The organism is Streptomyces albidoflavus (assembly GCF_000719955.1).
Lineage (GTDB): Bacteria > Actinomycetota > Actinomycetes > Streptomycetales > Streptomycetaceae > Streptomyces > Streptomyces albidoflavus.
Genome location: NZ_JOII01000007.1, coordinates 185739 through 210631 on the forward strand (window position 1 = coordinate 185739; position 24893 = coordinate 210631).

The 24893-nt window shown below is 71.7% G+C and carries 25 protein-coding genes and 3 pseudogenes; 12 read left to right on the forward strand and 16 right to left on the reverse strand.

The window, feature by feature from the left end:
• Positions 1 to 101: 101 nt before the first annotated feature.
• Both IF45_RS0110820 and IF45_RS0110825 read right to left on the reverse strand, forming a co-directional pair.
• Complete coding sequence (locus tag IF45_RS0110820) at positions 102 to 422, reverse strand: Rieske (2Fe-2S) protein (protein ID WP_003949196.1); 321 nt, start codon at positions 420 to 422, stop codon at positions 102 to 104.
• On the reverse strand, positions 419 to 730 hold the full coding sequence (locus tag IF45_RS0110825; RefSeq protein WP_010644753.1) for a hypothetical protein: 312 nt from the start codon (positions 728 to 730) through the stop codon (positions 419 to 421). Before IF45_RS0110825 ends, IF45_RS0110820 begins: the two co-directional genes overlap by 4 nt.
• Positions 731 to 972: 242 nt before the next feature.
• On the opposite strand from IF45_RS0110825, the gene IF45_RS0110830 reads away from it, so the two are divergent.
• On the forward strand, positions 973 to 1842 hold the full coding sequence (locus IF45_RS0110830) for a helix-turn-helix domain-containing protein (RefSeq protein ID WP_010644751.1): 870 nt from the start codon (positions 973 to 975) through the stop codon (positions 1840 to 1842).
• A 90-nt stretch (positions 1843 to 1932) separates the two neighbouring features.
• Here the strand turns inward: IF45_RS0110830 and IF45_RS0110835 are convergent, their stop codons facing one another.
• The 4 genes from IF45_RS0110835 to dnaK all read right to left on the reverse strand — a co-directional run bounded on the left by IF45_RS0110835 (position 1933) and on the right by dnaK (position 6221).
• Positions 1933 to 2400: a heat shock protein transcriptional repressor HspR gene (locus IF45_RS0110835; RefSeq protein WP_003949200.1), complete on the reverse strand. Its 468-nt coding sequence runs from the start codon at positions 2398 to 2400 to the stop codon at positions 1933 to 1935.
• A 3-nt stretch (positions 2401 to 2403) separates the two neighbouring features.
• On the reverse strand, positions 2404 to 3594 hold the full coding sequence (dnaJ, locus tag IF45_RS0110840; RefSeq protein WP_003949201.1) for a molecular chaperone DnaJ: 1191 nt from the start codon (positions 3592 to 3594) through the stop codon (positions 2404 to 2406).
• A 78-nt stretch (positions 3595 to 3672) separates the two neighbouring features.
• A complete protein-coding gene (grpE, locus tag IF45_RS0110845; RefSeq protein WP_003949202.1) occupies positions 3673 to 4362 on the reverse strand; it encodes a nucleotide exchange factor GrpE in 690 nt (229 codons plus the stop codon).
• Positions 4359 to 6221, reverse strand: coding sequence for a molecular chaperone DnaK (gene dnaK, locus IF45_RS0110850; RefSeq protein WP_003949203.1), 1863 nt, complete (start codon positions 6219 to 6221; stop codon positions 4359 to 4361). The genes grpE and dnaK overlap by 4 nt, the downstream gene beginning before the upstream one ends.
• Before the next feature lie 416 nt (positions 6222 to 6637).
• Between dnaK and IF45_RS0110855 the strand changes: the two genes are divergently transcribed.
• A complete protein-coding gene (locus IF45_RS0110855; protein WP_030307014.1) occupies positions 6638 to 7612 on the forward strand; it encodes a glycosyltransferase family 2 protein in 975 nt (324 codons plus the stop codon).
• A 463-nt stretch (positions 7613 to 8075) separates the two neighbouring features.
• Here the strand turns inward: IF45_RS0110855 and IF45_RS0110860 are convergent, their stop codons facing one another.
• Complete coding sequence (locus IF45_RS0110860; RefSeq protein WP_030307015.1) at positions 8076 to 9002, reverse strand: LLM class F420-dependent oxidoreductase; 927 nt, start codon at positions 9000 to 9002, stop codon at positions 8076 to 8078.
• 309 nt (positions 9003 to 9311) lie between these two features.
• Here IF45_RS0110860 and IF45_RS0110865 point away from each other — a divergent pair, with 309 nt between their 5' ends.
• On the forward strand, positions 9312 to 10028 hold the full coding sequence (locus IF45_RS0110865; protein ID WP_030307016.1) for a (2Fe-2S)-binding protein: 717 nt from the start codon (positions 9312 to 9314) through the stop codon (positions 10026 to 10028).
• 104 nt (positions 10029 to 10132) lie between these two features.
• On the opposite strand, the gene IF45_RS0110870 is transcribed toward IF45_RS0110865, so the two are convergent.
• The gene (locus IF45_RS0110870) at positions 10133 to 10606 is read right to left on the reverse strand and encodes a DUF7144 family membrane protein (RefSeq protein WP_003949205.1); all 474 of its coding nucleotides are present in this window, start codon (positions 10604 to 10606) and stop codon (positions 10133 to 10135) included.
• 237 nt (positions 10607 to 10843) lie between these two features.
• Here IF45_RS0110870 and IF45_RS0110875 point away from each other — a divergent pair, with 237 nt between their 5' ends.
• The 5 genes from IF45_RS0110875 to IF45_RS0110895 all read left to right on the forward strand — a co-directional run bounded on the left by IF45_RS0110875 (position 10844) and on the right by IF45_RS0110895 (position 14361).
• Entirely contained in the window at positions 10844 to 11299 is a 456-nt protein-coding gene (locus tag IF45_RS0110875; protein ID WP_003949206.1) for an HIT family protein, read from the forward strand.
• Entirely contained in the window at positions 11296 to 11694 is a 399-nt protein-coding gene (locus tag IF45_RS0110880) for a DUF6086 family protein (protein ID WP_003949207.1), read from the forward strand. Before IF45_RS0110875 ends, IF45_RS0110880 begins: the two co-directional genes overlap by 4 nt.
• 194 nt (positions 11695 to 11888) lie before the next feature.
• Complete coding sequence (locus IF45_RS0110885) at positions 11889 to 12308, forward strand: GntR family transcriptional regulator (RefSeq protein ID WP_030307021.1); 420 nt, start codon at positions 11889 to 11891, stop codon at positions 12306 to 12308.
• A gap of 71 nt (positions 12309 to 12379) precedes the next feature.
• Complete coding sequence (locus IF45_RS0110890) at positions 12380 to 13348, forward strand: ABC transporter ATP-binding protein (protein WP_030307023.1); 969 nt, start codon at positions 12380 to 12382, stop codon at positions 13346 to 13348.
• Complete coding sequence (locus tag IF45_RS0110895) at positions 13345 to 14361, forward strand: ABC-2 membrane transporter-related protein (RefSeq protein ID WP_003949210.1); 1017 nt, start codon at positions 13345 to 13347, stop codon at positions 14359 to 14361. The genes IF45_RS0110890 and IF45_RS0110895 overlap by 4 nt, the downstream gene beginning before the upstream one ends.
• 143 nt (positions 14362 to 14504) lie before the next feature.
• Here IF45_RS0110895 and IF45_RS0110900 read toward each other — a convergent pair whose 3' ends face one another.
• Both IF45_RS0110900 and aceA read right to left on the reverse strand, forming a co-directional pair.
• Positions 14505 to 16103 carry a malate synthase gene (locus IF45_RS0110900; protein ID WP_030307025.1) on the reverse strand — a complete coding sequence of 533 codons (1599 nt, stop codon included), beginning with the start codon at positions 16101 to 16103 and terminating at the stop codon, positions 14505 to 14507.
• 214 nt (positions 16104 to 16317) lie between these two features.
• Positions 16318 to 17601 (reverse strand): isocitrate lyase, encoded by a 1284-nt coding sequence (gene aceA / locus IF45_RS0110905; protein ID WP_030307027.1) that lies wholly within the window; start codon positions 17599 to 17601, stop codon positions 16318 to 16320.
• Between the two features lie 477 nt (positions 17602 to 18078).
• Between aceA and IF45_RS0110910 the strand changes: the two genes are divergently transcribed.
• Positions 18079 to 19491, forward strand: a complete 1413-nt coding sequence (locus IF45_RS0110910) for a short-chain fatty acyl-CoA regulator family protein (RefSeq protein ID WP_030307029.1) — start codon at positions 18079 to 18081, stop codon at positions 19489 to 19491.
• Between the two features lie 19 nt (positions 19492 to 19510).
• On the opposite strand, the gene IF45_RS0110915 is transcribed toward IF45_RS0110910, so the two are convergent.
• Both IF45_RS0110915 and IF45_RS0110920 read right to left on the reverse strand, forming a co-directional pair.
• On the reverse strand, positions 19511 to 19933 hold the full coding sequence (locus IF45_RS0110915; protein WP_018470165.1) for a hypothetical protein: 423 nt from the start codon (positions 19931 to 19933) through the stop codon (positions 19511 to 19513).
• 170 nt (positions 19934 to 20103) lie between these two features.
• On the reverse strand, positions 20104 to 21138 hold the full coding sequence (locus IF45_RS0110920; protein ID WP_030307031.1) for an iron-siderophore ABC transporter substrate-binding protein: 1035 nt from the start codon (positions 21136 to 21138) through the stop codon (positions 20104 to 20106).
• A 324-nt stretch (positions 21139 to 21462) separates the two neighbouring features.
• Here IF45_RS0110920 and IF45_RS33835 point away from each other — a divergent pair.
• Together IF45_RS33835 and IF45_RS33840 are read left to right on the forward strand one after the other, a co-directional pair.
• A pseudogene (locus IF45_RS33835) lies at positions 21463 to 21991 on the forward strand (IS110 family transposase); the annotation flags it as partial.
• Positions 21990 to 22715, forward strand: a pseudogene (locus IF45_RS33840) (site-specific integrase); the annotation flags it as partial. The pseudogenes IF45_RS33835 and IF45_RS33840, both read left to right, overlap by 2 nt.
• 201 nt (positions 22716 to 22916) lie before the next feature.
• Here IF45_RS33840 and IF45_RS33265 read toward each other — a convergent pair.
• A complete protein-coding gene (locus IF45_RS33265) occupies positions 22917 to 23339 on the reverse strand; it encodes a hypothetical protein (RefSeq protein ID WP_144081411.1) in 423 nt (140 codons plus the stop codon).
• The gene (locus IF45_RS0110945) at positions 23326 to 23598 is read right to left on the reverse strand and encodes a hypothetical protein (protein WP_030307038.1); all 273 of its coding nucleotides are present in this window, start codon (positions 23596 to 23598) and stop codon (positions 23326 to 23328) included. The genes IF45_RS33265 and IF45_RS0110945 overlap by 14 nt, the downstream gene beginning before the upstream one ends.
• Positions 23599 to 23738: 140 nt before the next feature.
• Between IF45_RS0110945 and IF45_RS33845 the strand changes: the two are divergent.
• Positions 23739 to 24071 (forward strand): annotated as a pseudogene (locus IF45_RS33845) (tyrosine-type recombinase/integrase); the annotation flags it as partial.
• Here the strand turns inward: IF45_RS33845 and IF45_RS0110955 are convergent.
• The gene (locus IF45_RS0110955; protein WP_030307042.1) at positions 24068 to 24406 is read right to left on the reverse strand and encodes a hypothetical protein; all 339 of its coding nucleotides are present in this window, start codon (positions 24404 to 24406) and stop codon (positions 24068 to 24070) included. The pseudogene IF45_RS33845 and the gene IF45_RS0110955 overlap by 4 nt on opposite strands.
• Positions 24396 to 24659, reverse strand: coding sequence for a hypothetical protein (locus IF45_RS33270; protein WP_207229877.1), 264 nt, complete (start codon positions 24657 to 24659; stop codon positions 24396 to 24398). Before IF45_RS33270 ends, IF45_RS0110955 begins: the two co-directional genes overlap by 11 nt.
• Positions 24660 to 24893: the final 234 nt, after the last annotated feature.

Consider the following 24893-nt stretch of genomic DNA (forward strand, 5'->3'; position numbering starts at 1 on the left):
GGGACCCCACAACGACAGCGACGCCACCGTGTTCAGGTCCACGGTGACGTCGCTGCCGGGGGGAGCGCCTGGGCGATCTGTGACGACGGGGGGATCGCGTCTCAGGCGCTGCGGGGGGTGGCTGAGAGAAGTTCTGTGTCGACCGGCTGGTGGTCACGCTGGTCGAGGTTGACGAAGACCATGCCGTAGCGGATGGCGCAGCGCACGGGCTGGGGGGCACCCCGGGGGCGGCGCAGGGCCCGGTAGGCGCGGACCCCTTCCTCCTCGTCCCGGACGACCAGGATCGGCTCACCGAAGAGCGTCACCGTCAGCGGTTCGTCCCCTTCGGGCACCGCACTGACCAGGTCGATGAAGTGCCATCCGGAACGGTAGGCCGCGGCCATCTCACGCCGGAAGGAATGGTCGTCCGGAGGCATACTCATGCCTGGACATCCGTGGGCTGGTCCTCCCAGGTCGGCTCGCCGGCGGGGGCGAACTCCCAGGTGGGCTCACCCGTCGGGGAGAACTCCCAGGTCGGCTCACCGGCGGGAGTGACCTCCCAGGTGGGCTCGCCGGTCGGGGCGAACTCCCAGGTGGGCTCCGACTGGACCGCCACCGGGTTGCTCTCCCAGGTCGGCTCAGCCAGCACCGAGGAAGCGGGCTGGCTCTCCCAGGTGGGCTCGCCACTGGCGATCGCACCGAAGGCAGCCGCGACCGCGAAAGCGCAAAGTACACGAACCATCTTGCTCATGGACGATCTCCACCTCTTCTAATCATTTCCTCCTCCCCCGTGCACATGACGATCGCTCACCAGGACCGCTCGCACCAGCGGATACAGGCATCATGTTCCTGTAATGCATGACCCTGAGGGGGGTTCTTATGGGGACAGAAGGATAAATACCGGGGCATCCTCACAGCCGGCGGGAGCTGTGCGCGCCGGGCCAGCAGCTCTATGCGGACGCACTGCGGACCGGCCGGATACCCCGGACGGAGGTGGAACAGGCGCCCTGCCTCATCGACCTGGCGCTGGTGCACGCCGATCCGGACGATCCCGAGTGGCTGCGGCCGCTGCCCCCGACGGTAGCGCTAGGCCATCTCGTCCACCCCATCGAGCAGGAAATCCAGGAACGCCGGCGCATCGCCATCGGCCTCACCGAGACCTTCGCGCCCTTCCTCGCCATGGCGGCCCAGAACCCGGTCGCCTCCAGCGGCATCACCGTGCTGGAAGGGCTGGGGCTCATCAACACCACCCTCGACCGGGTCGTCGCGGAATGCTCCGAGGAACTGCTCACGGTGCAGCCGGGCAGTGGCCGTAAACCGGGGACCATAGCGGAGGGGCTGCGCCGCGTCACGCCCCTGCTCGACCGCCGCGTGAAGATGCGCACGCTCTACCAGCACACCGCACGGCACCATTCGGCCACCATCGCCTACGTGGACCGGGTCGGCGCGGATGTCGAGGTGCGCACCCTGGAGGAGATCATCGACCGGCTGATCGTGGTCGACCGGAAGGTGGCCTTCATCCCCGGCCGCTCGGACCGGCAGGTCGCCCTCCAGCTGCGCCACCCCGGCCTGGTGGAGTACCTCGTCGGTGTCTTCGACCAGCTCTGGCGGCACGCCGTCCCGTGGGACGAACAGCCCGTCACCTACCGCCCCGAGCTGGACGGCATCACCGGCATCCAGCGCTCCATCGCCCGACTCCTCGTCGACGGGCACGTGGACGACGCCATCGCCCGGCGCCTGGGCATGAACGTCCGCACCTGCCGCAGCCACATCGCCAAACTGGCCACCACCCTCGGCAGCGGCAGCCGCACCCAGCTCGGCTACCTCATCGCCCGCTCCGGCCTCCTGGACGAGACGGACTGAGCCCGGCGCCCGGCGGAATCCGGCCGGAACGCCGAAGGGGCCGGAAGCAGTACGTACTGCTTCCGGCCCCTTCGCGCGGGGAACGCGGTGCTACTCGCCCGCGGGCCGGCCCGGCCGCCACACCACCAGCGCGCTGGTGTGCCGCACGTCCTCGTACCGCACGAGGTCGCGGCGGTAGGAGGCGTGCACCTGGGCCTCCACCTGGGCCTCGCGCTGCCGCATCTGGGCGGCGGCGCCGTCCACGGCGGCGGAGAGTTCGGCGACGCGCTGCTGGAGCGCGGTCACCTGGTTCTCCAGTTCGATGATCCGCTTGATGCCGGCGAGGTTGATGCCCTCGTTCTGCGACAACTGCTGCACCTGGCGGAGCAGTTCGATGTCACGGGCCGAGTAGCGGCGGCCCCGCCCGGCCGTGCGGTCGGGCGACACCAGGCCGAGACGGTCGTACTGGCGCAACGTCTGCGGGTGGAGCCCGCTCAGCTGGGCCGCCACCGAAATGACGTACACCGGGGTGTCTTCCGTCAGTTCGTAGGGGTTGCGACGTCGTCCGTCCCGGTCCATGGCCTACGCTCCCTTCGCTGCCTTGAACAGCTCCGCCCGCGGGTCCTCGTCCGCGGTGGCCTTGCGGTACGCCTCCAGGGCCTCACGGGCCTCGGAGGACAGGTGCTGGGGGACCGCCACGTCGACGGTGACCAGCAGATCGCCACGGGTGCCGTCCTTGCGGACCGCGCCCTTGCCGCGGGCCCGCATGGTGCGGCCCGCGGGAGTGCCCGGCGGCAGCTTCAGCGTGACCGGGGGCCCGCCGAGGGTGGGTACCCGGATCTCGCCGCCGAGCGCCGCCTCCGTGAGGGTGACCGGCACCGTGACGGTGAGGTTGTCGCCCTTGCGCCCGAAGACCGGGTGCTTGCCGACGTGCACCACCACGTACAGGTCGCCGGCGGGGCCGCCGCGCTCACCCGGGCTGCCCTTGCCGCGCAGCCGGATGCGCTGGCCGTCCGAGACCCCGGACGGGATGCGGACCTGCATGGTGCGCGAGGACTTGGCCCGGCCGGAGCCCTTGCAGACGTCGCACGGGTCCTCGGCGATCAGGCCGCGGCCCTTGCAGTCCACACAGGGGTCGGTGAGCGAGAAGCCGCCCCCGCCGCCGCGCGAGACCTGGCCGGTGCCGACGCAGGTCGGGCAGACGCGGGGCGTGCCGTTCTTGTCGCCGGTGCCCGAACACGCCTTGCACGGCGCCTGGCTGGACATCCTGAGCGGCACCGTCGCGCCGTCCACCGCCTCGGTGAAGCTGAGCGTCACCTCGGACTCGATGTCCTGGCCGCGCCGGGGCTGGGTGCGCGTACCGGCGCCCGCGCCCCCGCGGTTGAACAGTCCGCCGAAGACGTCCCCGAGGCCGCCGCCGAATCCGCCCTGGCCCTGGCCGCCGCCGGGGGCGCCGCCCCCGAAGAGGTCGCCCAGGTCGAAGTTGAAGTTGCCGCCGGAGCCGCCGCCACCGGGACCGGGGCGGAAGCCGCCGTTCCCGAAGAGGGAGCGCGCCTCGTCGTACTCCTTGCGCTTCTTGGGGTCACCGAGGATGTCGTTGGCCTCGGAGATCTCCTTGAAGCGCTCCTCCGCCTTGGCGTTGCCCGTGTTGGCGTCCGGGTGGTTCTCCCGGGCGAGCTTGCGGTACGCCTTCTTGATCTCGGCGTCGGTGGCGTCCTTGGGGACGCCGAGGACCTTGTAGTAGTCCTTCTCGATGTAGTCCTTGGTACTCATCGCCGACGTCCCTCCTTCCACTGCGACGTCACCGCCGCGCGGTCACCGGTGAAGGTGACCGCGGCGGCGGTGAGCGGTTCAGCCCTCCTGCGGGCCACCGTTCTCCTCGTCCGGCTTCGCCGCCTCCGGCTCGGCCTCGGCCTGCTCGGCCTTGGCGTCCGCCTGGGGCTTGGCCTGCTGGGCGCCCGGCTGGGGCTCGGCCACCGCGACCCGGGCGGGCCGGATGGTGCGCTCGCCGATGCGATACCCCGGCTGGAGGATCGCGACGCACGTGGTCTCCGTGACGTCGGGCGCGTAGCTGTGCATCAGGGCCTCGTGGATGGTCGGGTCGAAGGGCTCGCCCTCCTTGCCGAACTGGACCAGGCCCAGCTTGGCGGTGACCGCCTCCACCGACTCGGCGACCGACTTGAAGCCGCCGACCAGCTCGCCGTGGTCGCGGGCACGGCCGATGTCGTCGAGGACGGGCAGCAGCTCGGACAGCATGCCCGCGACCGCCACCTCCTTGACGGTGACCCGGTCCCGCTCGACCCGCCGCCGGTAGTTCTGGTACTCGGCCTGGAGCCGCTGGAGGTCGGCGGTGCGCTCGGCGAGAGCCGTGCGCGCCTGGTCCAGCTGGGCCGTCAGGCCGGCCGTGGCGTCGGTGCCCGCGCCCGCCGGGCCCGCCTCCGAGGAGGCGGGGCCGGCGGTCTCGGCCGCGTCGTCCGAGGAGGCACCGGGGGTGACGTCAGCGTCCTGCTGCTCGTCGAATCCGGGGGTCTCCTCGGTCACGCCGCACCGCCCTTGCGCTTGTCGTTGTCGTCGTCGACGATCTCGGCGTCGACCACGTCGTCGTCACCCTGCTGGGCCTGCTCGCCGCCCTGGGCACCCTGGGCGCCGGCGTCGCCGCCCGCGGCCTGGGCGTCGGCGTACATGGCCTGGCCGAGCTTCTGCGAGACGGCCGCGACCTTCTCGGTGGCCGTACGGATCTCGGCGGTGTCCTCGCCCTTGAGCTTCTCCTTCAGCTCGGCGACGGCCTCCTCGACCTCGGTCTTGACCTCAGCGGGGACCTTGTCCTCGTTGTCCTTGAGGAACTTCTCGGTCTGGTACGCGAGCTGCTCGCCCTGGTTGCGGGACTCGGCGGCCTCGCGGCGCTTGTGGTCCTCCTCCGCGTACTTCTCGGCCTCCTCGCGCATGCGGTTGACCTCGTCCTTCGGCAGCGAGGAGCCGCCGGTGACGGTCATCTTCTGCTCCTTGCCCGTGCCCAGGTCCTTCGCGGTCACGTGCATGATGCCGTTGGCGTCGATGTCGAAGGCGACCTCGATCTGCGGGACACCGCGCGGGGCCGGCGGCAGACCCGTCAGCTCGAACATCCCGAGCTTCTTGTTGTACGCCGCGATCTCGCGCTCGCCCTGGTAGACCTGGATCTGCACGGAGGGCTGGTTGTCCTCGGCGGTGGTGAAGATCTCGGACCGCTTGGTCGGGATCGTCGTGTTCCGCTCGATGAGCTTGGTCATGATGCCGCCCTTGGTCTCGATACCGAGGGACAGCGGGGTGACGTCGAGGAGCAGGACGTCCTTGACCTCGCCCTTGAGGACACCGGCCTGGAGCGCGGCGCCGATGGCGACGACCTCGTCCGGGTTGACGCCCTTGTTGGCGTCCTTGCCGCCGGTCAGCTCCTTGACGAGCTCGGCGACGGCCGGCATGCGGGTGGAGCCACCGACGAGAACGACGTGGTCGATCTCGGAGAGCTGGATGCCCGCGTCCTTGATGACGTTGTGGAACGGCGTCTTGCAGCGCTCCAGCAGGTCGGAGGTGAGCTGCTGGAACTGGGCGCGGGTGAGCTTCTCGTCCAGGTGCAGCGGGCCCTCGGCGGAGGCCGTGATGTAGGGCAGGTTGATCGAGGTCTCGGTGGACGAGGACAGCTCGATCTTGGCCTTCTCGGCGGCCTCGCGGAGGCGCTGGAGGGCCATCTTGTCCTTGGCCAGGTCCACGCCGTGGCCGGACTGGAACTGCTTGACCAGGTAGTCGACGACGCGCTGGTCCCAGTCGTCACCGCCGAGGTGGTTGTCACCGTTGGTGGCCTTCACCTCGACGACGCCGTCGCCGATCTCCAGGAGGGACACGTCGAAGGTGCCGCCACCGAGGTCGAAGACGAGGATCGTCTGGTCGTCCTTGTCGAGGCCGTACGCCAGGGCGGCGGCGGTGGGCTCGTTGACGATGCGCAGGACGTTGAGGCCCGCGATCTCGCCGGCCTCCTTGGTGGCCTGGCGCTCCGAGTCGTTGAAGTAGGCCGGGACGGTGATGACCGCGTCCGTGACCTTCTCGCCCAGGTACGACTCCGCGTCGCGCTTGAGCTTCTGCAGGATGAAGGCGCTCATCTGCTGCGGGTTGAAGCTCTTGCCGTCGATGTCGATCTTCCAGTCGGTGCCCATGTGGCGCTTGACCGACCGGATGGTCCTGTCGACGTTGGTGACCGCCTGACGCTTCGCGACCTCGCCGACGAGCACCTCACCGTTCTTGGCGAAGGCGACGACGGACGGCGTGGTCCTGGCGCCCTCGGCGTTGGTGATCACGGAGGGCTCGCCGCCCTCCAGAACGCTGACGACCGAGTTGGTCGTGCCCAGGTCGATGCCGACCGCACGTGCCATGTCAATTCCTCCAGCTGACTACTTGAGTGGAACTCACTCAAGGATGCACGAGGGGACGCGGCGCGTCAATGCGGTTGAGTCGGACGGGCTCAAGTTTTGTTCTGCCTGGTTGTGCAGAGAGCTGCCAGCTCGGCTCGTTTTACCAGGTCAGAGCCACTTTGGAGGGAGCCGTCCGGCGTCAGTTGAGGTGGCCTCAAGCGTCGGCCGGGCTGATGTCGAGCGTGCTCCGAGGGCTTCGGGTGTCCGTCACCGGTCGGCCTCAAACGCCGGCCGGGCCGGAAATGGGGGCGGGCCGGGCCGGGTCGGTCGGGGGAATGACCCGGCCGAAGGCAGAGACTGTGGGCGAGTCGGGACATATACGGGTAATTGTGCCTGCCGCGCGGAAGCGCGCAGGGTGAGCGTGAGGAGAGGTCCGGGTGGAGCCGTCGCAGCCCGTTTCCGGGGAGGACGAGGAGGTCGCCGGGGGCGGGCGGGTGGGGGGCGCCGCGGTGTCGCTGGAGGAGGCCGCCCGTACGTCGTACGTGGGGCGGCGGGCGCCGGTGGTGGCGGTGCTGATGACCTCGCGGAACCGGCGGCGGCAGCTCCTGCGGGCGCTGGACGCCCTCGCGGACCAGCGGTCCCTGCCACCCGGTACGGCCCTGCGCGTCCACCTGGTCGACGCGGGGTCGCGGGACGGCACCGCCGAGGCGGTACGGGCCGCCCACCCCGAGGTCGAGGTGCACCGGGCCGGGCCCCGGGTGCGGTGGGGCGAGGGCATCCGGATGGCGAGCCGGAACAGCAGGGCGGCCGGGGCGACCCCGTTCACCCACCAGTTCTGGCTGCGGGACGAGGTGGTCCTGGCCGACGAGGCGCTGGCCCTGCTGCTGGCCACCTCCCGGGCGCTCGGCGACACCGCGGTGGTGGTCGGCGCCGTACGCGACGGGGGCGTGCCCGGCGCCCGGCCCGGCAGCGGGCCGCTCGCCTACTCCGGCCGCCGCCGCACCCGCCTCCCGCACCGGCTGCCGCTGGTCGAGCCGAGCGGGCGCACCGAGCCCTGCGACACCTACGACGGGGCGGCCGTGCTGCTGCCCCGGGCCGCCCGCGACCGGGCCGGCGACCTCGACCGGGCCTTCCGCCACACCCTGGGCGACCTCGACCACGGGCTGCGCGCCCGCCGTGTCCAGGTGCCCGCCTTCGTCGCCCCGCGCGCCGTCGGCGAACGCCACGCCGTGCCGCTGCCGCCCACCTGGGAGGAGCCGGGGATCGGGGTGCGCGAGGCCCTGCGCCGCCGCGCCGGCGAGCTGCCGCCGCGCGCCTGGTGGACGTACTGCCGGCGGCACGCGGGGGTCCGGGCTCCGCTGCTGGCGGCCGCGCCCTATCTGCGGACCGCCGTGCGGGCGGCGCGGGACTGACGTCCGGTACGTGCCGGGCACGGGCGACGTCACCGGCCGGTACCGCTCGGCCCGGTGACGTCCGCCTCGGCGCTCCCGCGCCACGCCCGCTCCCGGCGGCCCTCGCCGCCTGTGCGGCTGACGCCGCTGCCGCCGTCACGCGGCACGCCCGCCGCCCGTGAGCGGTGGCAGTCGTTCCGTCCCGGTCCGCCGGGCGGTCAGCGGGATAGTGCCAGGCAACGGGGGTGCGCTGCAAGGTGGTTGCCTGCGGCGCCGGGTGGGGTGGGGCTTGCCTCGGCCCAGGCTGGGGTCGGGTGCGGGGAGTCCGGCTCGCCGGTCACTGATGGCCTCAAGCGCCGGCCGGGCTGGGATCGCCGACGTGCGAGTGGGGGAGTACGCGCGCCTCCCGGGCGCACCCGTCACAGATGGCCTCAAACGCCGGCCGGGCTGGGATGTGGCGCCGGCCGGGCTTGTCGGGGGGGCGTCAGCCTGTCGCCCCCGGGAGTTCCAGGGCCGCCGCCAGGGTTCGCCATTCGGCGATGGGGAGGTCCTGCATGGGGTTGGGGGTGACGACCTGGAGGGCTACGTGGTCGGCGCCGGCCTTGTGGAAGGCGGTGACGCGGGTGCGGATGCGGTCGGCGTCGCCGTAGGCGACCACGGCGTCGAGGAGGGCGTCGCTGCCGCCGTTCTCGAAGTCGGCGGGGCCGAAGCCGGCGCGGCGGAGGTTGTTGGTGTAGTTGGGGAGTTCCAGGTAGAAGCGGAGGTAGGCGCGGGCGGTCTCGCGGGCCCGGGGCAGGTTGTCGTCGAGGACGACCTTCAGTTCGGGGGCGAGCAGCGGGCCGGTGCCGAGGGCCTCGCGGGCCTCGGCGACGTAGTCCTCGGTGACGAGGTACGGGTGGGCCCCGGCGGCCCGGTCCTTGGAGAGCTGGAGCATCTTCGGGCCGAGGGCGGCGAGCACGCGCTGCCGGGCGGGGACCGGATGGGGAGCCTCGTCGAGGGCGGTCAGGTACTCCCGCATCGCGGTGTACGGCTTGGCGTACTCCTCGGGGGCCAGCTGCTGGTGGCTGGCGCCGATGCCGAGGATGAAGCGGTCGTCGTGGGCGCGGTTGGCGTCGGAGGCCTGTTCGGCGACGCGTTCGGCCGGGTGGTCCCAGATGGAGAGGATGCCGGTGGCGACGCGCAGGTGGTGGGTGGCGGCGAGGACCGCCTCGGCGTCGGCGACGCTCGCGCTGCCGCCGACCCAGATCGCCCCGTAGCCGAGCGCCTCGATCTCCTCGACGGCGTCGGTGATGGCCCCGTCCCGCCCGGTCCCGTCCGAGACCCGGAGCGCGCCGCTCCAGATGCCGACGGTGCCGATGCCGAGTTCGTGGGCGGCGGTCGTGGCGGGGCCGGTTCCGGGGGTGCTCGTCATGCTGCGCTCCTCTTCGGTACGTCTGCTGCGGTACGTCTGCGGTACGTCGTCGGGCGTCCTGGCCGACGGCGGCTCGACCGGTTTCTCTTCCCATCCTCCCGCCGGGCACTCCCGAACGCCGGGACGCCGGGCGGAGCACCCGGCCCGACCACTCTGGCGCCGCCCGCCGCCCACCTGCGAGAATCCCCCGCACACGCGGCGGCGGCCGGGAACCCGGCGAGGCTGCGGGACGGTCCCGCCACGGTGAAGGGCGGGCGGCCCGAAGGACGGCCGCCGTGGGAAGAGTTGAAGCGGAGAGGGGCCGGCCCGGTGACGACCTCCCTCGCCCCGCTGCTGACCCGCCTCGCCGCCGTCGGCCCCTACTTCGCCGCCGACCCCACGCCCCGCGCCGACCCGTCCGAGGGCGGGTTCCGGCCGGTGGCCGAGTTGTACGGGGACGGGATCGCCGGGCACGTGGAGGAGATCGGGCGGCGGATGGGGACCGGGGCCGGGCGGGTCGCGGCCTCCACCGCGCAGCTCGGGCTCGCCTCGCGGCTCTGGTCGGTGGCGCTGGGGTGCGCGGCGCTCGGCGGGGTGGTCCCCGATCTCGGCCCCGGGCGCCTGTGGTGGCGCCGGCCGTCCTCCGGGCCCGTCGAGCTGCGGCTGCCCGCACCGCGCCCCCTGCCCGGGCCGCTGCCCGAGGCCCTGCACCGGGCCGTCGCCGTCGACCACCTCGCCCCGCTCGACGAGGCGGTGCGCGGCCGGTACGCCCTCTCCCCGCAGATCCTGCGCGGCAACGCCGCCTCCGCGCTGGTCGGCGCCGTACGCGTCCTCCTCGACCGGGTGCCGGACGCCCCGTGTCCGCCCGTCCCCCTGGTCGAACACCTGCTGGCCCGCGCCCCGCTGGAGGGCACCGGCACCTTCCTCCACGAGGAGGGCCTCGGCGTCGCCTTCACCCGCCGCAGCTGCTGCCTGTACTACCGCGTGCCGGCCGCGACGTGCGGCGACTGTGTCCTGCGGACCCGTCCCCCCGGCCGTTCCGCGTAGGGCGCTCCGGCGCGACCCGTCCCGTACACGGGTGAGCGGGACACGACCCGGTCCGGTCGTGTCCCGCTCGGTTCCGGGCGGCCGCCGCAGGGCGGCCGCTGTGGTCACAGCGTGGGGGCGTCCGGGCGTTCCGTGCACAGGGCCCAGATGACGAAGATGCCGAGGGCGATGTTGAGGAGGGCCCAGAGGGGGAGGTAGGGCAGCCACATGAAGTTGAGGATGACGGCGACGGCGGCGAGGCCGACGCCGGTGGCCTTGGCCCAGGTCTGGCCGGTGAGGATGCACCAGCCGGTGATGGCGACCAGGACGCCCAGGAAGAGGTGGATCCAGCCCCAGCTGGTGACGCTCATCTTGAAGGCGTAGTCGCCGAGGCCCGCGTAGACGGTGTTGTCGGCGATGCCCGCGATGCCCTGGAGGAAGCCGAAGACTCCCTGGAGGAGCAGGAGGACGCCCGCGAGGACCGTGCCGCCGGTGGCCCACGCCTGGCGGGGCGCGTCGTCCTCCGGGACGTCGGCGGCGGCGTGGTGCGCGCCGCTGTGCGCCTCGCGGGGGTCGGGGGTCTCGTGCTGATCACTCATGTCGGGTGCCCTCTCATCGACGGCGTGGCTTCCACCAGCGTCGGGGCGCCCCTGCCGGAGCGCGCGGAGGGATGGGCCGAACGGGTGACGGGCGGGAGGAGGGTCCGGCAGCCATGTTCGCCCCGGCGGCGCGAACATGGCTGCCCGGAGCGGGAATTCGCTCGCGCGGCGGGCGTTGTGCCTGGTGTCGTGGGGTGAGGCGCGCGGGCGCCGGAGGAAGGGACGGACGCGATGGCTGTGGGGGCGGAACGGGGGTGCCTCTTCTGCGCGATAGCGCGCGGGGAGGCGGAGGCCAGTACGGTCCACGAGGACGAGCGGGTGGTCGCGTTCATGGACCTCCAGCCGGTGACGCCCGGCCATGTCCTGGTGGTGCCGAAGGCGCACGCGGCCGGGTTCGAGGACCTGCCCGAGGAGCTCGGGGCCGAGGTGTGGCGGGTCGCGCACCGGATCGGGCGCGGGCTGCGCCGCTCCGGCCTGCGCTGCGAGGGGGTCAACCTCTTCCTGGCCGACGGCGAGGCCGCCTTCCAGGAGATCCCCCACGTCCACCTGCACGTCTTTCCCCGGTACGCGGGCGACTCGTTCCGCCTCGACGCCGACTGGCAGGTGCGCGACCGCGCGGAACTGGACGCGACGGCGGGCGCGGTACGGACCGGGCTGACGGCGCTGGGCGATGACGGGGGCGTGCCCGCGTGAGCCAGTACTACGAGGTCGGGGACGAGACGCTGTGGAACCCGTCGATCGGGGCATCGCGGTTGTTCCTCGCGCACGTGCGGCTGCACGAGGACGAGTTGGGGATGGCGTCCGGGCTGGGGCCCATGGACGGGGACGAGTGCCAGATCGAGGCCGGCGCCTTCCGGGAGTACACGGAGGCGCTGGTCGCGCGGCACCTGCGGACCGGTCACCACGTGATCCTCGCCCTCTCCGAGGGCTTCGTCGCCACCGTGCTGGTCCTGGCCCGGCGGGCGGGCATCGAGCCGGACGCCCTGCGGGCCGAGGCGACCACCGCGCCGGGCCAGGGTGACGGCGGAGCCGCCCGCGAGCGGCTGGAGGCCCTCGCGGCCCGGCTCGACCGCGCCATGGCGCGGTAGCCGCACCGACACGCGGCAGTACGGGGCAGCACGCGGAACAGCACACCGAGGACCCGGCGGGAACACCACCCGCCGGGTCCTCGCCGTGCCCGCGATTGACAAAGAGCCACGCCCCCGTCCACCATCATTGTGCTATTCCATATACACAATGATGGTGACGGCGACCGAGCACGAAGCACGGAGGACGCACAGGCGTGATCACGTACCAGATCGAGCGGCGCAGCGGTGTCGCGACGTACATGCAGATCGTGTTGCAGACCAAGCAGGCGCTGCGGCTCGGGGTGCTGGTCCCCGGGGACAAGCTGCCGACGGCCAAGGAGGTCGTCGAGACGGCGGCGATCAATCCGCACACCGTGCTCAAGGCCTACCGCGAGCTGGAGCGTGAGGGGCTGGTCGAGCTCCAGCCGGGGCGCGGCACCTTCGTGCGGCGCGGGCTGGGCAGCACGGACGCCGCCTCGCAGGCGCCGCTGCGCGAGGAGCTGACGGCCTGGCTGCGCAAGGCCGAGGAGGCGGGGCTCGACGCCGAGGACGCCGCCGCGCTCTTCGACGCCTGCCGCGCCGAGGTCTACGCGACGGCGGACTCCCCGTCGCAGGCCGGGCCCACGCACCCCTGACCCTCCCCGGCGAGAGCGGCCGTACGCCCCCGGGCCGCCCGGACCTCCCTCAAGAACGAGAGAGCACGCACGTGTACACAGAGCAGTTCGACCCGGCCGCCGCCGGACTGGTCGCCCTGGAGGCGACCGGGCTCGGCAAGCGCTACCGGCGCGGCTGGGCCCTGGAGGAGTGCGCCTTCCGCCTCCCCGCCGGCCGGATCTGCGGCCTGGTCGGCCCCAACGGCGCGGGCAAGAGCACCCTGATGTCGCTGGCCACCGGGGTCAGCGGCCCCTCCGCCGGCACCCTGCGCGTCTTCGGCGGCGACCCGCGCGGCGGCCGGGCCCGCCGCCAGGTCGGCTACCTCGCGCAGTCCAAGCCCCTCTACCCGCGCCTGAGCGTCGCCGACACCCTGCGGATGGGGCGCGAACTCAACGGGGACAGCTGGGACCAGGGGCGCGCCGAGGCCATCGTGCGCGGCGGGGACATCCCCTTCCACGCCCGGGCCGGCAGCCTCTCCGGCGGCCAGCGCACCCGCCTCGCCCTCGCCCTCTGCTTCGGCAAGCGGCCGCGCATGCTGCTGCTCGACGAGCCGATGGCCGACCTCGACCCGCTGGTGCGGCACGAGATGACCGGCGTGCTGATGGCGGAGGCGGCCGAGTCGGGGACGACCGTCGTCATGTCCACCCACACCCTTCCCGAACTGGAGGGCGTCTGCGACTACCTGCTCGTCCTCGCCGGCGGCCGGGTACGGCTCGCCGGGGAGGCCGACGAACTGGCCTGGGCGCACAGCCTGGTCACCGGCGTGCTCCCGGCGCCCGGCGCGGCCTCTCCGCTGGACGGGCACACCGTCGTCGAATCCACCACGAGCGGACGGCAGTTCACCGCCATGGTGCGCCGCCGGGGGTCGCTCGCCCCCGGGCCCACCTGGACGGTCGCCGAGCCCTCGATGGAGCAACTGCTCCTCGCCTACCTCCGCTCGCCCGAGGCGTCCCCGCTCCTCACCCCGTCCGCGACCCCGCCCGCCCCGACGCACCTCGCCGCGAAGGACCACGCCGCATGAGCACCGCCACCCTGGAGAGGGAGTCCGCCACCGACCGGGACCCCGGTCCCCGCCGCCTGCTGCACGGGATGACCTGGCTGGTGTGGCGCCAGCACCGGGGCGCCCTGTGGACCGGGCTCGCGCTGGTCGCCGCCCTCGTGGTCACCGCCGTGCTGCTGCGGAACGGCGCCGTCGCCCACCAGGCGGCCCACGGCATCACCGGCTGCCCGCTGATGGGCGGGCCGGAGCGGTGCTCGTCGAGCCTGGAGGCCATCGAGGAGTACCGCGGCCTGTACTCGACCCCGCTGCGCCTGCTGCTGGCCGGCATCCTCGCCCTGCCCTTCCTCGGCGGGCTCTTCGTGGGCGCGCCGCTGATCGCCCGTGAACTGGAGGCGGACACGCACCGGCTGGTGTGGGCGCAGGGCATCACCCGGGAGCGCTGGCTGCTGCACAAGCTGGCGCTGCCGATGGGCGCGCTGATGGCCGGGACGGGCGTCGCCGCCTGGTTCGGCTCGTGGGCACTGGAGGGCGCCGGGCAGGCGACGATCGGGCTGTACTGGTACTCGCCCACCGCCTTCGTCTCCACCGGCCCGGCCGTCCTCGGGTACGCCGCGCTCGGCGTGGCCCTCGGCGCGATGGCGGGGACGCTGACCCGGCGGACGCTGCCCGCGATGGTGCTGACGCTCGGCGCGATGGGCGCGGTGACGGCGCTGCTGACGACGATCCGCTCGCACGTGGTGTCGCCCGTCGTCTCCTTCGGCCGGTCGGTCCCGCAGCTCCGCGAGGAGGACTGGGTCCTGGTCCAGCCGCAGGCGGCCCGTGCCGACCGCACGATCTTCGACGCCGGCCCCTGCTACCCGGCCGACGACTTCGACGCCTGCCTGGCCGAGCACGGCGCGTCCTGGGAGTACTCCGAGCACCACCCGATCGCCCACATGCGCGACCTCCAGCTCGCCGAGGGCGCGATCTGCCTGGGGCTGGCCGCGCTGGCGGTCACCTTCGTATGGCTGTGGATGCGCCGCCGCGCCTTCTGACACCCACCCCTGACACCCACCCCTGACACCCACCTCTGGCGCCGCCGGGCGCGGGGCACGGCCATCCCAAGCCGTACCCCGCGCCCGGCGGTTTTCCACAGCAGCCAAGGGCCCCTCAGCCCTCGGCACCTGCCCGGGGCCCCTCAGCCCCGGACGTTGCGGCGGCCCACCCGTGGGGGGCCGTAGGTCCAGTGTCGCGCGACCGGCCCGGTGAGGTGGCGGGTGGACGCTTCTGTGGTGAAGAACTCGGGGAGTTCGGGGCCGAGTGCGCCGCGTACGAAGATGTCACGGGCCTCGCGGTGGCGCGCGGCCGGGTCGGCGGCGAGGGCGGCCGTCTCGGAGTCGAGCAGGGCCAGGACCGTGGGGCGGTCGACGGCGCCGTGGCGCAGCCACTGCCAGATCTGGGCGCGGCAGATCTCGGCGCCGGAGGTGTCCTCCACGACGCCGTCCAGCACGGGGGCGCCGTCGCCGCGCAGCCAGGCGTCGTAGTAGCGCAGGCAGAGGGCGAGCGTGGCGCGGACCGTCTCGGTGCCGGGGCGGCCGTGGTCGCGGCCGGTGCGCAGCAGGTCGGCGGGGGTGACGTGGACGTCGTCCCGGGTGCGTTCGAGCTGGTGGGGGCGGGCGCCGAGGGCGGTGTCCCAGGCGGCGCGGGCGAGGGGGACCAGGCTCGGGTGGGCCACCCAGGAACCGTCGAACCCTTCCTCCGCCTCCCGCTCCTTGTCGCGGCGGACGGCGGCGCACACGGCCTCGTCGGCCGCCGGGTCGCCGGTCAGCACCTGGGCGGTGAGCCCGCCGATCGCGTGGGCGCCGCGCCGGTGCGCGGTGCGGACCAGCAGGTCGGTCCAGGCGCGCAGGTACGGGGCGGTCATCACGGCGCGGGAGCGGTCGGTCAGGACCGTGCCCGGGCGGTGGCCGACCGTCTTGACCAGGCTGAACAGGTAGTCCCAGCGGGCCGCGGTGAGCCCCGCCGCGTGGTCGCGCAGCTCGTAGAGGATCTCGTCCATCTCGAAGGCGGCGGTGACCGTCTCGATCAGGACCGTGGCGCGGATGGTGCCGTGGGCGAGGCCGAGGGTGCGCTCGGCGAAGGTGAAGATCTCGTTCCAGAGGCGGGCCTCGCGGTGGTTCTCCAGCTTGGGGAGGGAGAAGTACGGGCCGTCGGCGGGGGCGGTGCGGCGGCGGGCCCGGTGGAAGGCGTAGAGGCCGAAGTCGGCCAGGGGGGCGGGGAGGGGGTCGCCGTCGACCAGGAGGTGGCGTTCGGTCAGGTGCCAGCCCCGGGGGCGGACCGCGACCGTCGGGGCCGTGTGGCCCTCCGGGGCGGTCAGGCGGCCCTCGACCAGGTCGAGGAGGGTGAGGTGGCCCGTCAGGATGTTCGGCCAGGACGGGGAGGTGGCGTCCTCGAAGTCGGCCGTCCAGAGCTGGGCTCCCGAGGTCAGCGCCGCCTTCGCGGCGGCGCGGGTGGGAGGGGTGGTCAGTTCTGTCCTGCGGTCGGCCAGGCCGGGGGCCGGGGGTGCGATGTGCCAGGTTCTGTCCTGGCGGACGGCCTGGGTGGCGGGGAGGAAGTCGAGGGGGGCTCCTCGGGCCAGGAGGGCTGATCTGGTGCGGCGCTCTTCGAGGAGGGGGGTGCGGCGGTGGGCGAATGCCGTGTGGAGTTCCGCCAGGAAGGACAGGGCTGCCGGGGTCAGCAGGGCGTCCGTGTCCTGGGATGCCTGGGCCCCTGTCGGGGCCAAGGTGGTGGGCGGCATGGCTTTCTCCTTGGGCCTCAAGGGGGCTTGGGTGGGGTGGCCTCAAGCGCCGGCCGGGCTGATTTTTGGTGCTGATCGGCTCGACCGTGCCGGTCACAGATGGCCTCAAACGCCGGCCGGGCTGGAAATTGCCGGGGCGGGAGGTGTGGCTCCCGCCCCGGGGGCGGGGTGCTCTGGAGGGGCGGTCCCGCCGGTCTGGGGGCGTGGGTGGGGTCTAGTGGAACTGCTGTTCCTCCGTGGAGCCGGTGAGGGCGGTGGTGGTGGAGGCGGGGTTGACGGCGGTGGAGACGAGGTCGAAGTAGCCGGTGCCGACCTCGCGCTGGTGCTTGACGGCGGTGAAGCCCTGGGCCTGGGCGGCGAACTCGCGCTCCTGGAGGTCGACGTAGGCGGTCATGCCGTGTTCGGCGTAGCCGCGGGCCAGGTCGAACATGCCGTGGTTGAGGGAGTGGAAACCGGCCAGGGTGATGAACTGGAAGCGGTAGCCCATGGCGCCGAGTTCGCGCTGGAACTTGGCGATCTGGTCGTCGTCGAGGGCGGCCTTCCAGTTGAAGGAGGGCGAGCAGTTGTAGGCGAGCATCTTGTCCGGGTACTGCGCGTGCAGCGCCTCGGCGAACTCGCGGGCCTGGGCGAGGTCGGGGGTGCCCGTCTCGACCCAGATGAGGTCGGCGTACGGGGCGTAGGCGAGGCCGCGGGCGATGACCGGGGCCATGCCGGGCTCGACGCGGTAGAAGCCCTCGGCGGTGCGCTCGCCGGTGGCGAAGCGGGCGTCCTGCTCGTCGACGTCGCTGGTGAGGAGGTTGGCGGCGAGGGCGTCGGTGCGGGCGACGATCAGCGTCGGCACGTCGGCGATGTCGGCGGCGAGGCGGGCCGCGTTGAGGGTGCGGACGTGCTGGGAGGTGGGCACCAGGACCTTGCCGCCGAGGTGGCCGCACTTCTTCTCGGAGGCCAGCTGGTCCTCGTAGTGGATGCCGGCGGCGCCGGCCGCGATCATCGCCTTGGTCAGCTCGAAGGCGTTGAGCGGGCCGCCGAACCCGGCCTCGGCGTCGGCGACGATCGGCGCCAGCCAGTCGGTGGTGTCGCCGGCGTTCTCGGCGGTGGCGATCTGGTCGGCGCGCAGCAGGGCGTTGTTGATGCGGCGGACCACGGTCGGCACGGAGTTGACCGGGTAGAGGCTCTGGTCCGGGTAGGTGTGCCCGGCCTGGTTGGCGTCGGCGGCGACCTGCCAGCCGGAGAGGTAGATGGCCTGGAGCCCGGCCTTGACCATCTGGACGGCCTGGCCGCCGGTGAGGGCGCCCAGCGCGTGGACGTAGTCGCGCTCGTGGAGCTGGCGCCAGAGGCGTTCGGCGCCGCGCCGGGCCAGGGTGTGCTCCTCGCGGACGCTGCCGGAGAGCCGGACGACGTCCTCGGCGGTGTGGGTGCGCTCGATGCCCTTCCAGCGCGGGTCCTCGGCCCAGCGCCGGGCCAGCTCGGTCGCGGCTTCGGTCGGTGTCTGCGCCATGTCTCTACTCCCGGTGTCTGTCCACGCTGGTCTCTGCCAACGCTGCGAAGGTCCGGCCGCGACGATCATCTCGGCACTGAGTGCCAGATGATCGATCATCCGCGCCGTACGCCAGCTCCTGTCCCTGCACGGCCCGCCGGTCCTCCCACGGCTGCGTCGTGAGCAATGTCGACGGGGGCGGGGACGAACGGTCCGGTCCTTGCACCGTTTTCCCGCAGTCAGAGCGTGGAGCGCGAAACCGGTTCCGGACCGGGCCACCGAGGTCCGGCGGGCCGTGCGTACGACTGTGACAGTGGCACTGAGTGCCATCAACGGGGTACGGCTGCCAAGTTCTGCGCATCTTCCGGCGCCGTTCGGCCAATTCTGCGAAGCCTGCCGGGAGGGGCGTGAGATACGTCGCCTCCCCGCCCGCGCGCCGTCCCCGGCGGGCTACTGTCCGGTACGCGGGCCGTGCCCGCCCCGCCGAGAGGAGGCCCGGTGAGCAAGACGTACGCAGGCGCCCGGCTGCGCAGGCTCCGTGAGGAGCGGCGGCTCAGCCAGGTGGAGCTGGCGCGCATCCTCTCCATCTCGCCCAGCTACCTCAACCAGATGGAGCACGACTCCCGCCCGCTCACCGTCCCCGTGCTGCTGCGGATCTCCGAGTCCTTCGGCGTCGACCCGGGTTTCTTCTCCGAGCGCGACACCGGGCGGCTCATCGCCGACCTGCGCGAGACCCTCGCCGACGACCTGGCCGCCGCCCGCGTCTCCTCCGCCGACCTCGCCGAACTCGCCTCCCGGCTCCCGGGGGTGGCGCAGGTCCTGCTGTCGCTGGGGCGCCGCGCCGACCTGCTGACGGACCGGCTCGCGGAGGTCTCCGAGGGGCGCGCCGACACCGGGCCGGCCGCCGCCCGCTCCCCGCACGAGGAGATCCGGGAGTTCTTCTACCGGCGCCGCAACTACCTCCACGAGACCGACCTCGCCGCCGAGGAACTGGCCGCCGAGACCGGCGTACGCCCCGGCGGAGTGCTGGCCGCCCTCGACGGCCGGCTCGCGGAACGCCACGGCGTGCGCACCGCCACCGGCGCCGACACCGGCCGCCCGCACCACTACGACGCCGACGCCCGGGTCCTGCACCTCTCCCCCCGGCTGCGTCCGGGCCAGCAGGCGTTCCGGATGGCCACCCAGCTCGCCCTGCTGGAGCAGGACGCGGAGCTGTCGGCCACCGCCTCCGAGGAGTTCACCGAGTCCACCGTCGCCTGGTCGCTCGCCCGGATCGGCATCGCGCACTACTTCGCGGCCGCGCTGATCCTGCCGTACCGCGCCTTCCACGGCGCCGCCGAGGAGGTGCGGTACGACATCGAGCGGCTCACCGACCGGTTCGGCCTCGGCTACGAGACCGTCTGCCACCGGCTCAGCACGCTCCAGCGGCCCCGGCTGCGCGGGGTGCCGTTCTCCTTCGTCCGCGTCGACCGGGCCGGGAACATGTCCAAGCGCCAGTCCGCGACCGGCTTCCACTTCTCCCGGGCCGGCGGCACCTGCCCGCTCTGGAACCTCTACGAGGCGTTCACCGCGCCCGGCCGGGTCCACGTGCAGACCGTCTCGATGCCCGACGGCAGCCGGTACCTGTGGACGGCCCGGGCGGTCACCCGGCGCGGCGGCGGCTGGGGCGACCCCGGCAAGACCTTCTCGATCGGCCTGGGGTGCGAACTGCGCCACGCCTCCCGCCTCGTCTACTCCGACGGCCTCGACCTGGCCAACGCCGCCGCCGACACCCCCATCGGCATGGGGTGCCGGGTCTGCGAACGCCTCGACTGCCCCCAGCGCGCGGTACCGCCGCTGGGCCGCGCCCTCTCCGTCGACGAGAACACCGGCACCTTCGTCCCGTACCCGGTCAAGGACGGGCGGGAGTAGCAGCGGTCAGGTGGCCGGCTCAGTCCTTGCGCCGGGTCCACCACAGCCAGGCGGCGCCGCCGACCACGCACACCAGCTGGAGCACGTCGGCGAGGACGCGCAGGGCCATGGTGTCCTCGCCGCTCAGCTCCCGGTTCCACAGGATGTTGGCGAGGGCCGGGACCACCAGGGTCACCAGCACCCCGGTCACCTTCTGCCAGGGCCGCCAGAAGAGGCTGGTGCAGAGCAGCACGCACCCCACGATCCGCATCAGCAGGGCCACCGAGAGCACCGCGGTGGGCGCCCCCGCCAGCTGGAGCAGGAGCGCCAGCACGTACGACCCGGCGATCAGCCCGGCCGGCACGGCGGGGTGCACGCGCGCCTTCCGCCCGGCGGCCTCCGCCCCCGCCCCGGCCTGGACGTCCCGCTCCTGGTACGCCGTGTCCGTGCTCGTGGACTTCACCGTGCTCCCCCTGTGTTCGCTGTGACCGGCGAGGCCGCGCCCTCGCTCTACACCGATGCTATACACACCGCTTATAGCTGGTGCGAGCGGCCCCCCGGACAGCAGTACGCCCCCGCCCCGGCGAGCACCGGAAGCGGGGGCGTACAGGCCCGACGGGCGGGCGGACAGCCTTACTTGAGCTTCTCCGAGAAGAGCGGGACGACCTTGTCGAGGGCGTAGCCGACGCTCAGCACCGAGTCGGTGGCGAACGCCTGGCTGATGTCCTTGTCGTCGAAGACGATCGAGCGGCCGTCCTTCACCGAGGGCACCGCCTTGTACAGCGGGTCGTCGCTGATCTCCTTGGCGGAGATGCCGATCGGCGCCATGACGGTCAGGTCGGCGTCGAGCAGGTCGAGCTTCTCCTTGGAGACGGAGACCGAGAACGAGTCCCCGGCCAGCTTCTCGATCTCCGGGTTGTTGACGAAGCCGAGCCGCTTGACGAAGTCCACCCGGCCGGTGCCGCCGACGTACGCGCCGAAGCCCTCGGAGGTGCGCGAGCCGACCGTGATCGTCTTGTCCTTGAACTCCGGGTGCTCCTTGGCGGCCGCCGCGAACTTCTTCTCGGTCTCGGCGATCAGCTCGGCGCCCTCGTCCTTCTTGCCCAGGGCGCCCGCGACCATCTCGGTCTGCTTCTCCCACGAGGTCATGTACATGTCCCCGCCCCTGGGAACGCCGACCGTCGGGGCGATCTTGGAGAGGGTGTCGTAGCGCGTCTGGTCGCCGCTGGACTTGGTGTCGAGGATCAGGTCGGGCTTGAGCGCCGCGATCTTCTCGAACTCCGGCTCCATCGTGCCGATCAGCTCGGGCTTCTTGTCGTACATGCCCTTGGCCCAGGGGCCGACGCCCTCGCCGCCGAAGGGCAGCCAGTCACTGGCCCCCACCGGCTGCGCGCCGAGCGCGAGCGCCGTCTCGGCGTCGCCCCAGCCCAGCGCGACGATCCGCTTCGGGGCCTCGTCGATGGTGATCTCGCCGAACTTGGTGGCGACCTTGGCCGGGAAGGCGCCGGACGACGCCTTGCCCTCCGCCGGCTTCTCGGCCTGCTCGTCACCGCCCGCACCGCACGCGGTGAGGCCGACGAGGAGCGCGGCGACGGCGCCGGCCAGCGTGGCCGTCTTCCGACGGCGCGAGGAGCGGGCAGCCTTGCCCGAGAAAGCGGAATCGTTCATGCGGGTTAGGTTAGCCTGACCTAAACCTCCCGCGCACCTATGGGGGCGTCAGATGGCCCACATCCCGCGAAACGCCTCCGGCCGGTACTGCTCGCCTCCCCTGTTAGCTTATTCGCGGTCGATCGAATGACCTGGGGGCGGTGTTACCGGGCCCGGGGGTGTTCGTCGGAGACGCCGATCAGAGGTCCGCCAACCGTCCGGTCGGATGCAATCGTGCAATGCCGGACAGTTCGCGGGCGGCAGGTCTGTATGACGTGGATGCGCGAGCACGACACCCGAGCCGAGGCCGGCACCTTCAAACACTCCCAGGGGGTTGGGTCGCGGGTCGCGGACCAGCTCGCCTTCATCGGCGCCCTGCCACCGATCGTCGCAAGAGCAGCGGACTGCCGGTGCCCCCAGGACTCGCGATGCACAGAATCACCGACCTCTCCCCGGCGAGGCGAAGACCGACGCGAAGGAGCCCGCGGTGATCAAGGACGCCGCCGCACCATGCCGCACACCTGACGATCGCTGAAACTGACCGACGAGATCACCGCCGAGCTGACCGTCTGGTCGGCTTCGCCCAGGACCTCGCTGCCCAAGTCCACCCGCACCTCCAACCGGATTCGCGACCTGCCTCACCCAGTTCCACCCAAGCCCGGAACGTGTTCTCGGCCCGTGTCTGGACCATCAGGCCGTCAGCCGGCTCCTGGAGTGCTACGGATCTTCGGCGGCCCTGCGCAAGATCGGCCGCCGGCAGACTCGTCGAGCTGATCCGTCCGAAGCCCCGCGCATGGCCCCACGGCTGATCGACGACGGTCACACCCAACGCCGGGCAACGGAAATCCAGATCAACACCCTGCTGAAGGCCCACCTACGTTCACTCGGACCTCAAGTCGACCTTGGAGCACTCCGTCCGCGAGGACGAACTGCCGCGCAACGTGGCCCGGAACGTCAAGACCGCCGCGCCCCTCGAGTCGCTTCCCTGCGCACCGGCCTCCGGCAACGGCGAACTCCTCGGCCTGCGCTGGAAAGGCCTCGACCTCGACGGCGACACACCCAGCATCCGCCGTTCACTCCAGCGCAACCGAAGACCGGCGGCCTCACCCACCTGCCCACCAAAACCCGGGCATCCGAACGCCGCATCGCCATCCCCACCGAATGCCTCCCCTCCCTCAAGGAGCACAAGGAACGGCAGGACAGGGAACGGAGTCAGGCCGGGGCGGCCTGGGGTGACAGCAGCCTCGTCTTCACCACGCCGACTGGACGGCCTCTCGACCCGGCCAACCTCACCCGCCGCTTCCGCACCTTCCTCGACCGAGCCCGGCTCCGCCACATCCGCTTCCACGACCTCCGACACTCGAAACTCGACCGCCACCCTCCTCCTGGAACAGGGCGTCGACCTCGTCGTGATCAAGGAGCTGTTGGGTCACGCCCACATCGGCGTCACCGCCGGCGTCTACGCCCACCTCCGACTCCGCCTCCAACGCCAGGCCATCGACGCGCTGAGCACCTCCCCCGACGGCCGGGCGAGCAGCCATGCGACCCGGGGCGAAGGCGACGAATACCAGCCTGAGCCGCCCTCGTCCGCCGGCGTTGCCGTCAACTACCGCCGTCACCCCCATGCAGAAGCCCCGCCAGGACACACCCTGACGGGGCCTCACTCTGCTGGCGCTATCGACCGAGGTGGTGACCGAAGCGGCCCGCTTCTTGCCGTCAGCCTCGATGGATGCGGTCAGCCTGATGACGTACTTCAGCGCCACGGCGGTGACGGGCGGCGGTGTGGCGCGGCGGAACTCCTAGCTCAGGAAGTTGAGAGCCTCTCTCACTTCCCCCTCCCGATAACCACTCCGCAGGAACAGTTCCTCAGGGCCCAGTGAAACGCACACAGCCTCGAGCATGCGGCGCCACTTCGTCATGTCCTCAGTAGTGGCCATAACTTCGATCACTGGCGACGCGAAGACGGGCTCTTCGCAGCTTTCGGAAGCTAGGCGGAACCGGACACCAACCGTGGTCTCCCCGATTCCTCCACGGGCCCGACGGAAGATGCGCAGCAGGTCGCTTGCATCCGCGCGTGTGCATTTCTGGGACTCGATAACCCGGTCCGAGACGTTAGGCAACTCCTTGGCTACTTGGAAGACCATTCCGAACCGCTCTGGGCTCATCTCCAGAAGCACACTGGAATCGCTGATGCTGGGATTCGTGGAATCACTCGAGTTCATCGTCGAAATACTGCTTTCCGTTCTTAGGCGTGAACACCGTACCTCCAGTCGCGCCCGGGTCCTCGATGACCACGGCCCCCTTGTCCGGGTCCCAGTACCCCACACGTCCCCTCTTGAGGTACCTGACCTGAACATTGGGAACCTCGCCCGTTATCACCCCGTCCACATACTCGGGCATGGCGCCGGGGGCAACCCCTCGCACGTAGTGTGATCCGTCGCCGGCCGCCGCCCGCTGCGCCGCATGTTCGGCGATATTCACCGCTTCCGGTTCGCACGGTGTCGAATCGTGCACAAGGACCGGCGTGGTTCCGGCGAGCACATAGTACGTGCGCTACGCAGCACCGCTCTACCTGCTTCTTCGCTGATCAGCGCGGGTTTTGCGTTCCGCTGGCGTCCGTGGTTGTGCGGGGCTTCCGCCCCCTCCTCCACAGCGCAGGACTCCGGACCATCCGCTTCCACGACCTCCGACACTCGACCGCCACCCTCCTCCTCGAGCAAGGCGTCGATCTCGTCGTCATCAAGGAACTCCTCGGCCACGCCCACATCGGAGTCACCGCCGGCGTCTACGCCCACGTACGTCTCCGCCTCCAGCGCCAGGCCATCGACACCCTCGGGGGCGTCCTCAGCCAGACTGCCGTCACCGTTGCCGTCAAAACCCAGGATGCCCCTTTCCCCGTAACCCGGGAAAGGGGCATCCTGTTTCGCTCCGCAGGAGCCTCTACGGCGATTTAGTCGTCATTCAGAAGTTGCAAGACTCCTTCAGGTCCACCTGAATCGATGATCCCCTTGAAGGAATCCAGCATCGCCGCCAGACCGCCCTCCGGAATGATCACGAGGTCGGAACACTGGAAGTACGCACCGCTGGCGCATTCTCCAGTCCCCTTCCATCGGCTCATCACCTGTTCGATAGCCCGTAGCGTCATGAACGTGGCGCTCCATCGCGTCCCATCGGGGAGGCTGATTTCTGCGTCAACGTTCTCAACGGTTTCTTTGCTGTCCTCCGCACCCAACATGAAGAGGGCGCTGAACTGCTGGTTCTCTACGCGGTAGAGAGAGTCACTGACCATAGAGCTGGTTCAGCCTCGCAATCACCTTGGACTCGTTTGCCTTATCGGATTTCCCAACGACCTGAATCCCTCCGCCAACGTTCCGGAAGAATAGGCGACCGCCGTTCCGCCCTCGTGCGTAGGTGACATCCGTTCCAGACAATGCCTTGCTTCCGAGACCCGGATTCATATTTCCGCGTGACAGCTGCTGGAACAGGCTATCCAGGTCGGCCTGAACCTTCTGGTTCTTCCCCGCCTGCTGTGCAGCCTTCACCAGAGACGAGTCCCCGCCAATCGCGGAAGACATCGTGATGCAGCCGCCGGAATTATGAACGAGGACCGGAGTCTGCCCCGCCAGCACATAGTACGTGTGCTACGCGACCCCTCTCTATCTGCCTATTCGCAGATCAGCGCCGGTTTCGGGTTCCGCTGGTGTCCGTGGTTGTGCGGGGGAATCCGTGGGTGTTGCCGTCGCTACTGCCGTCAGGGACGCGGGCGGCACGGTCCG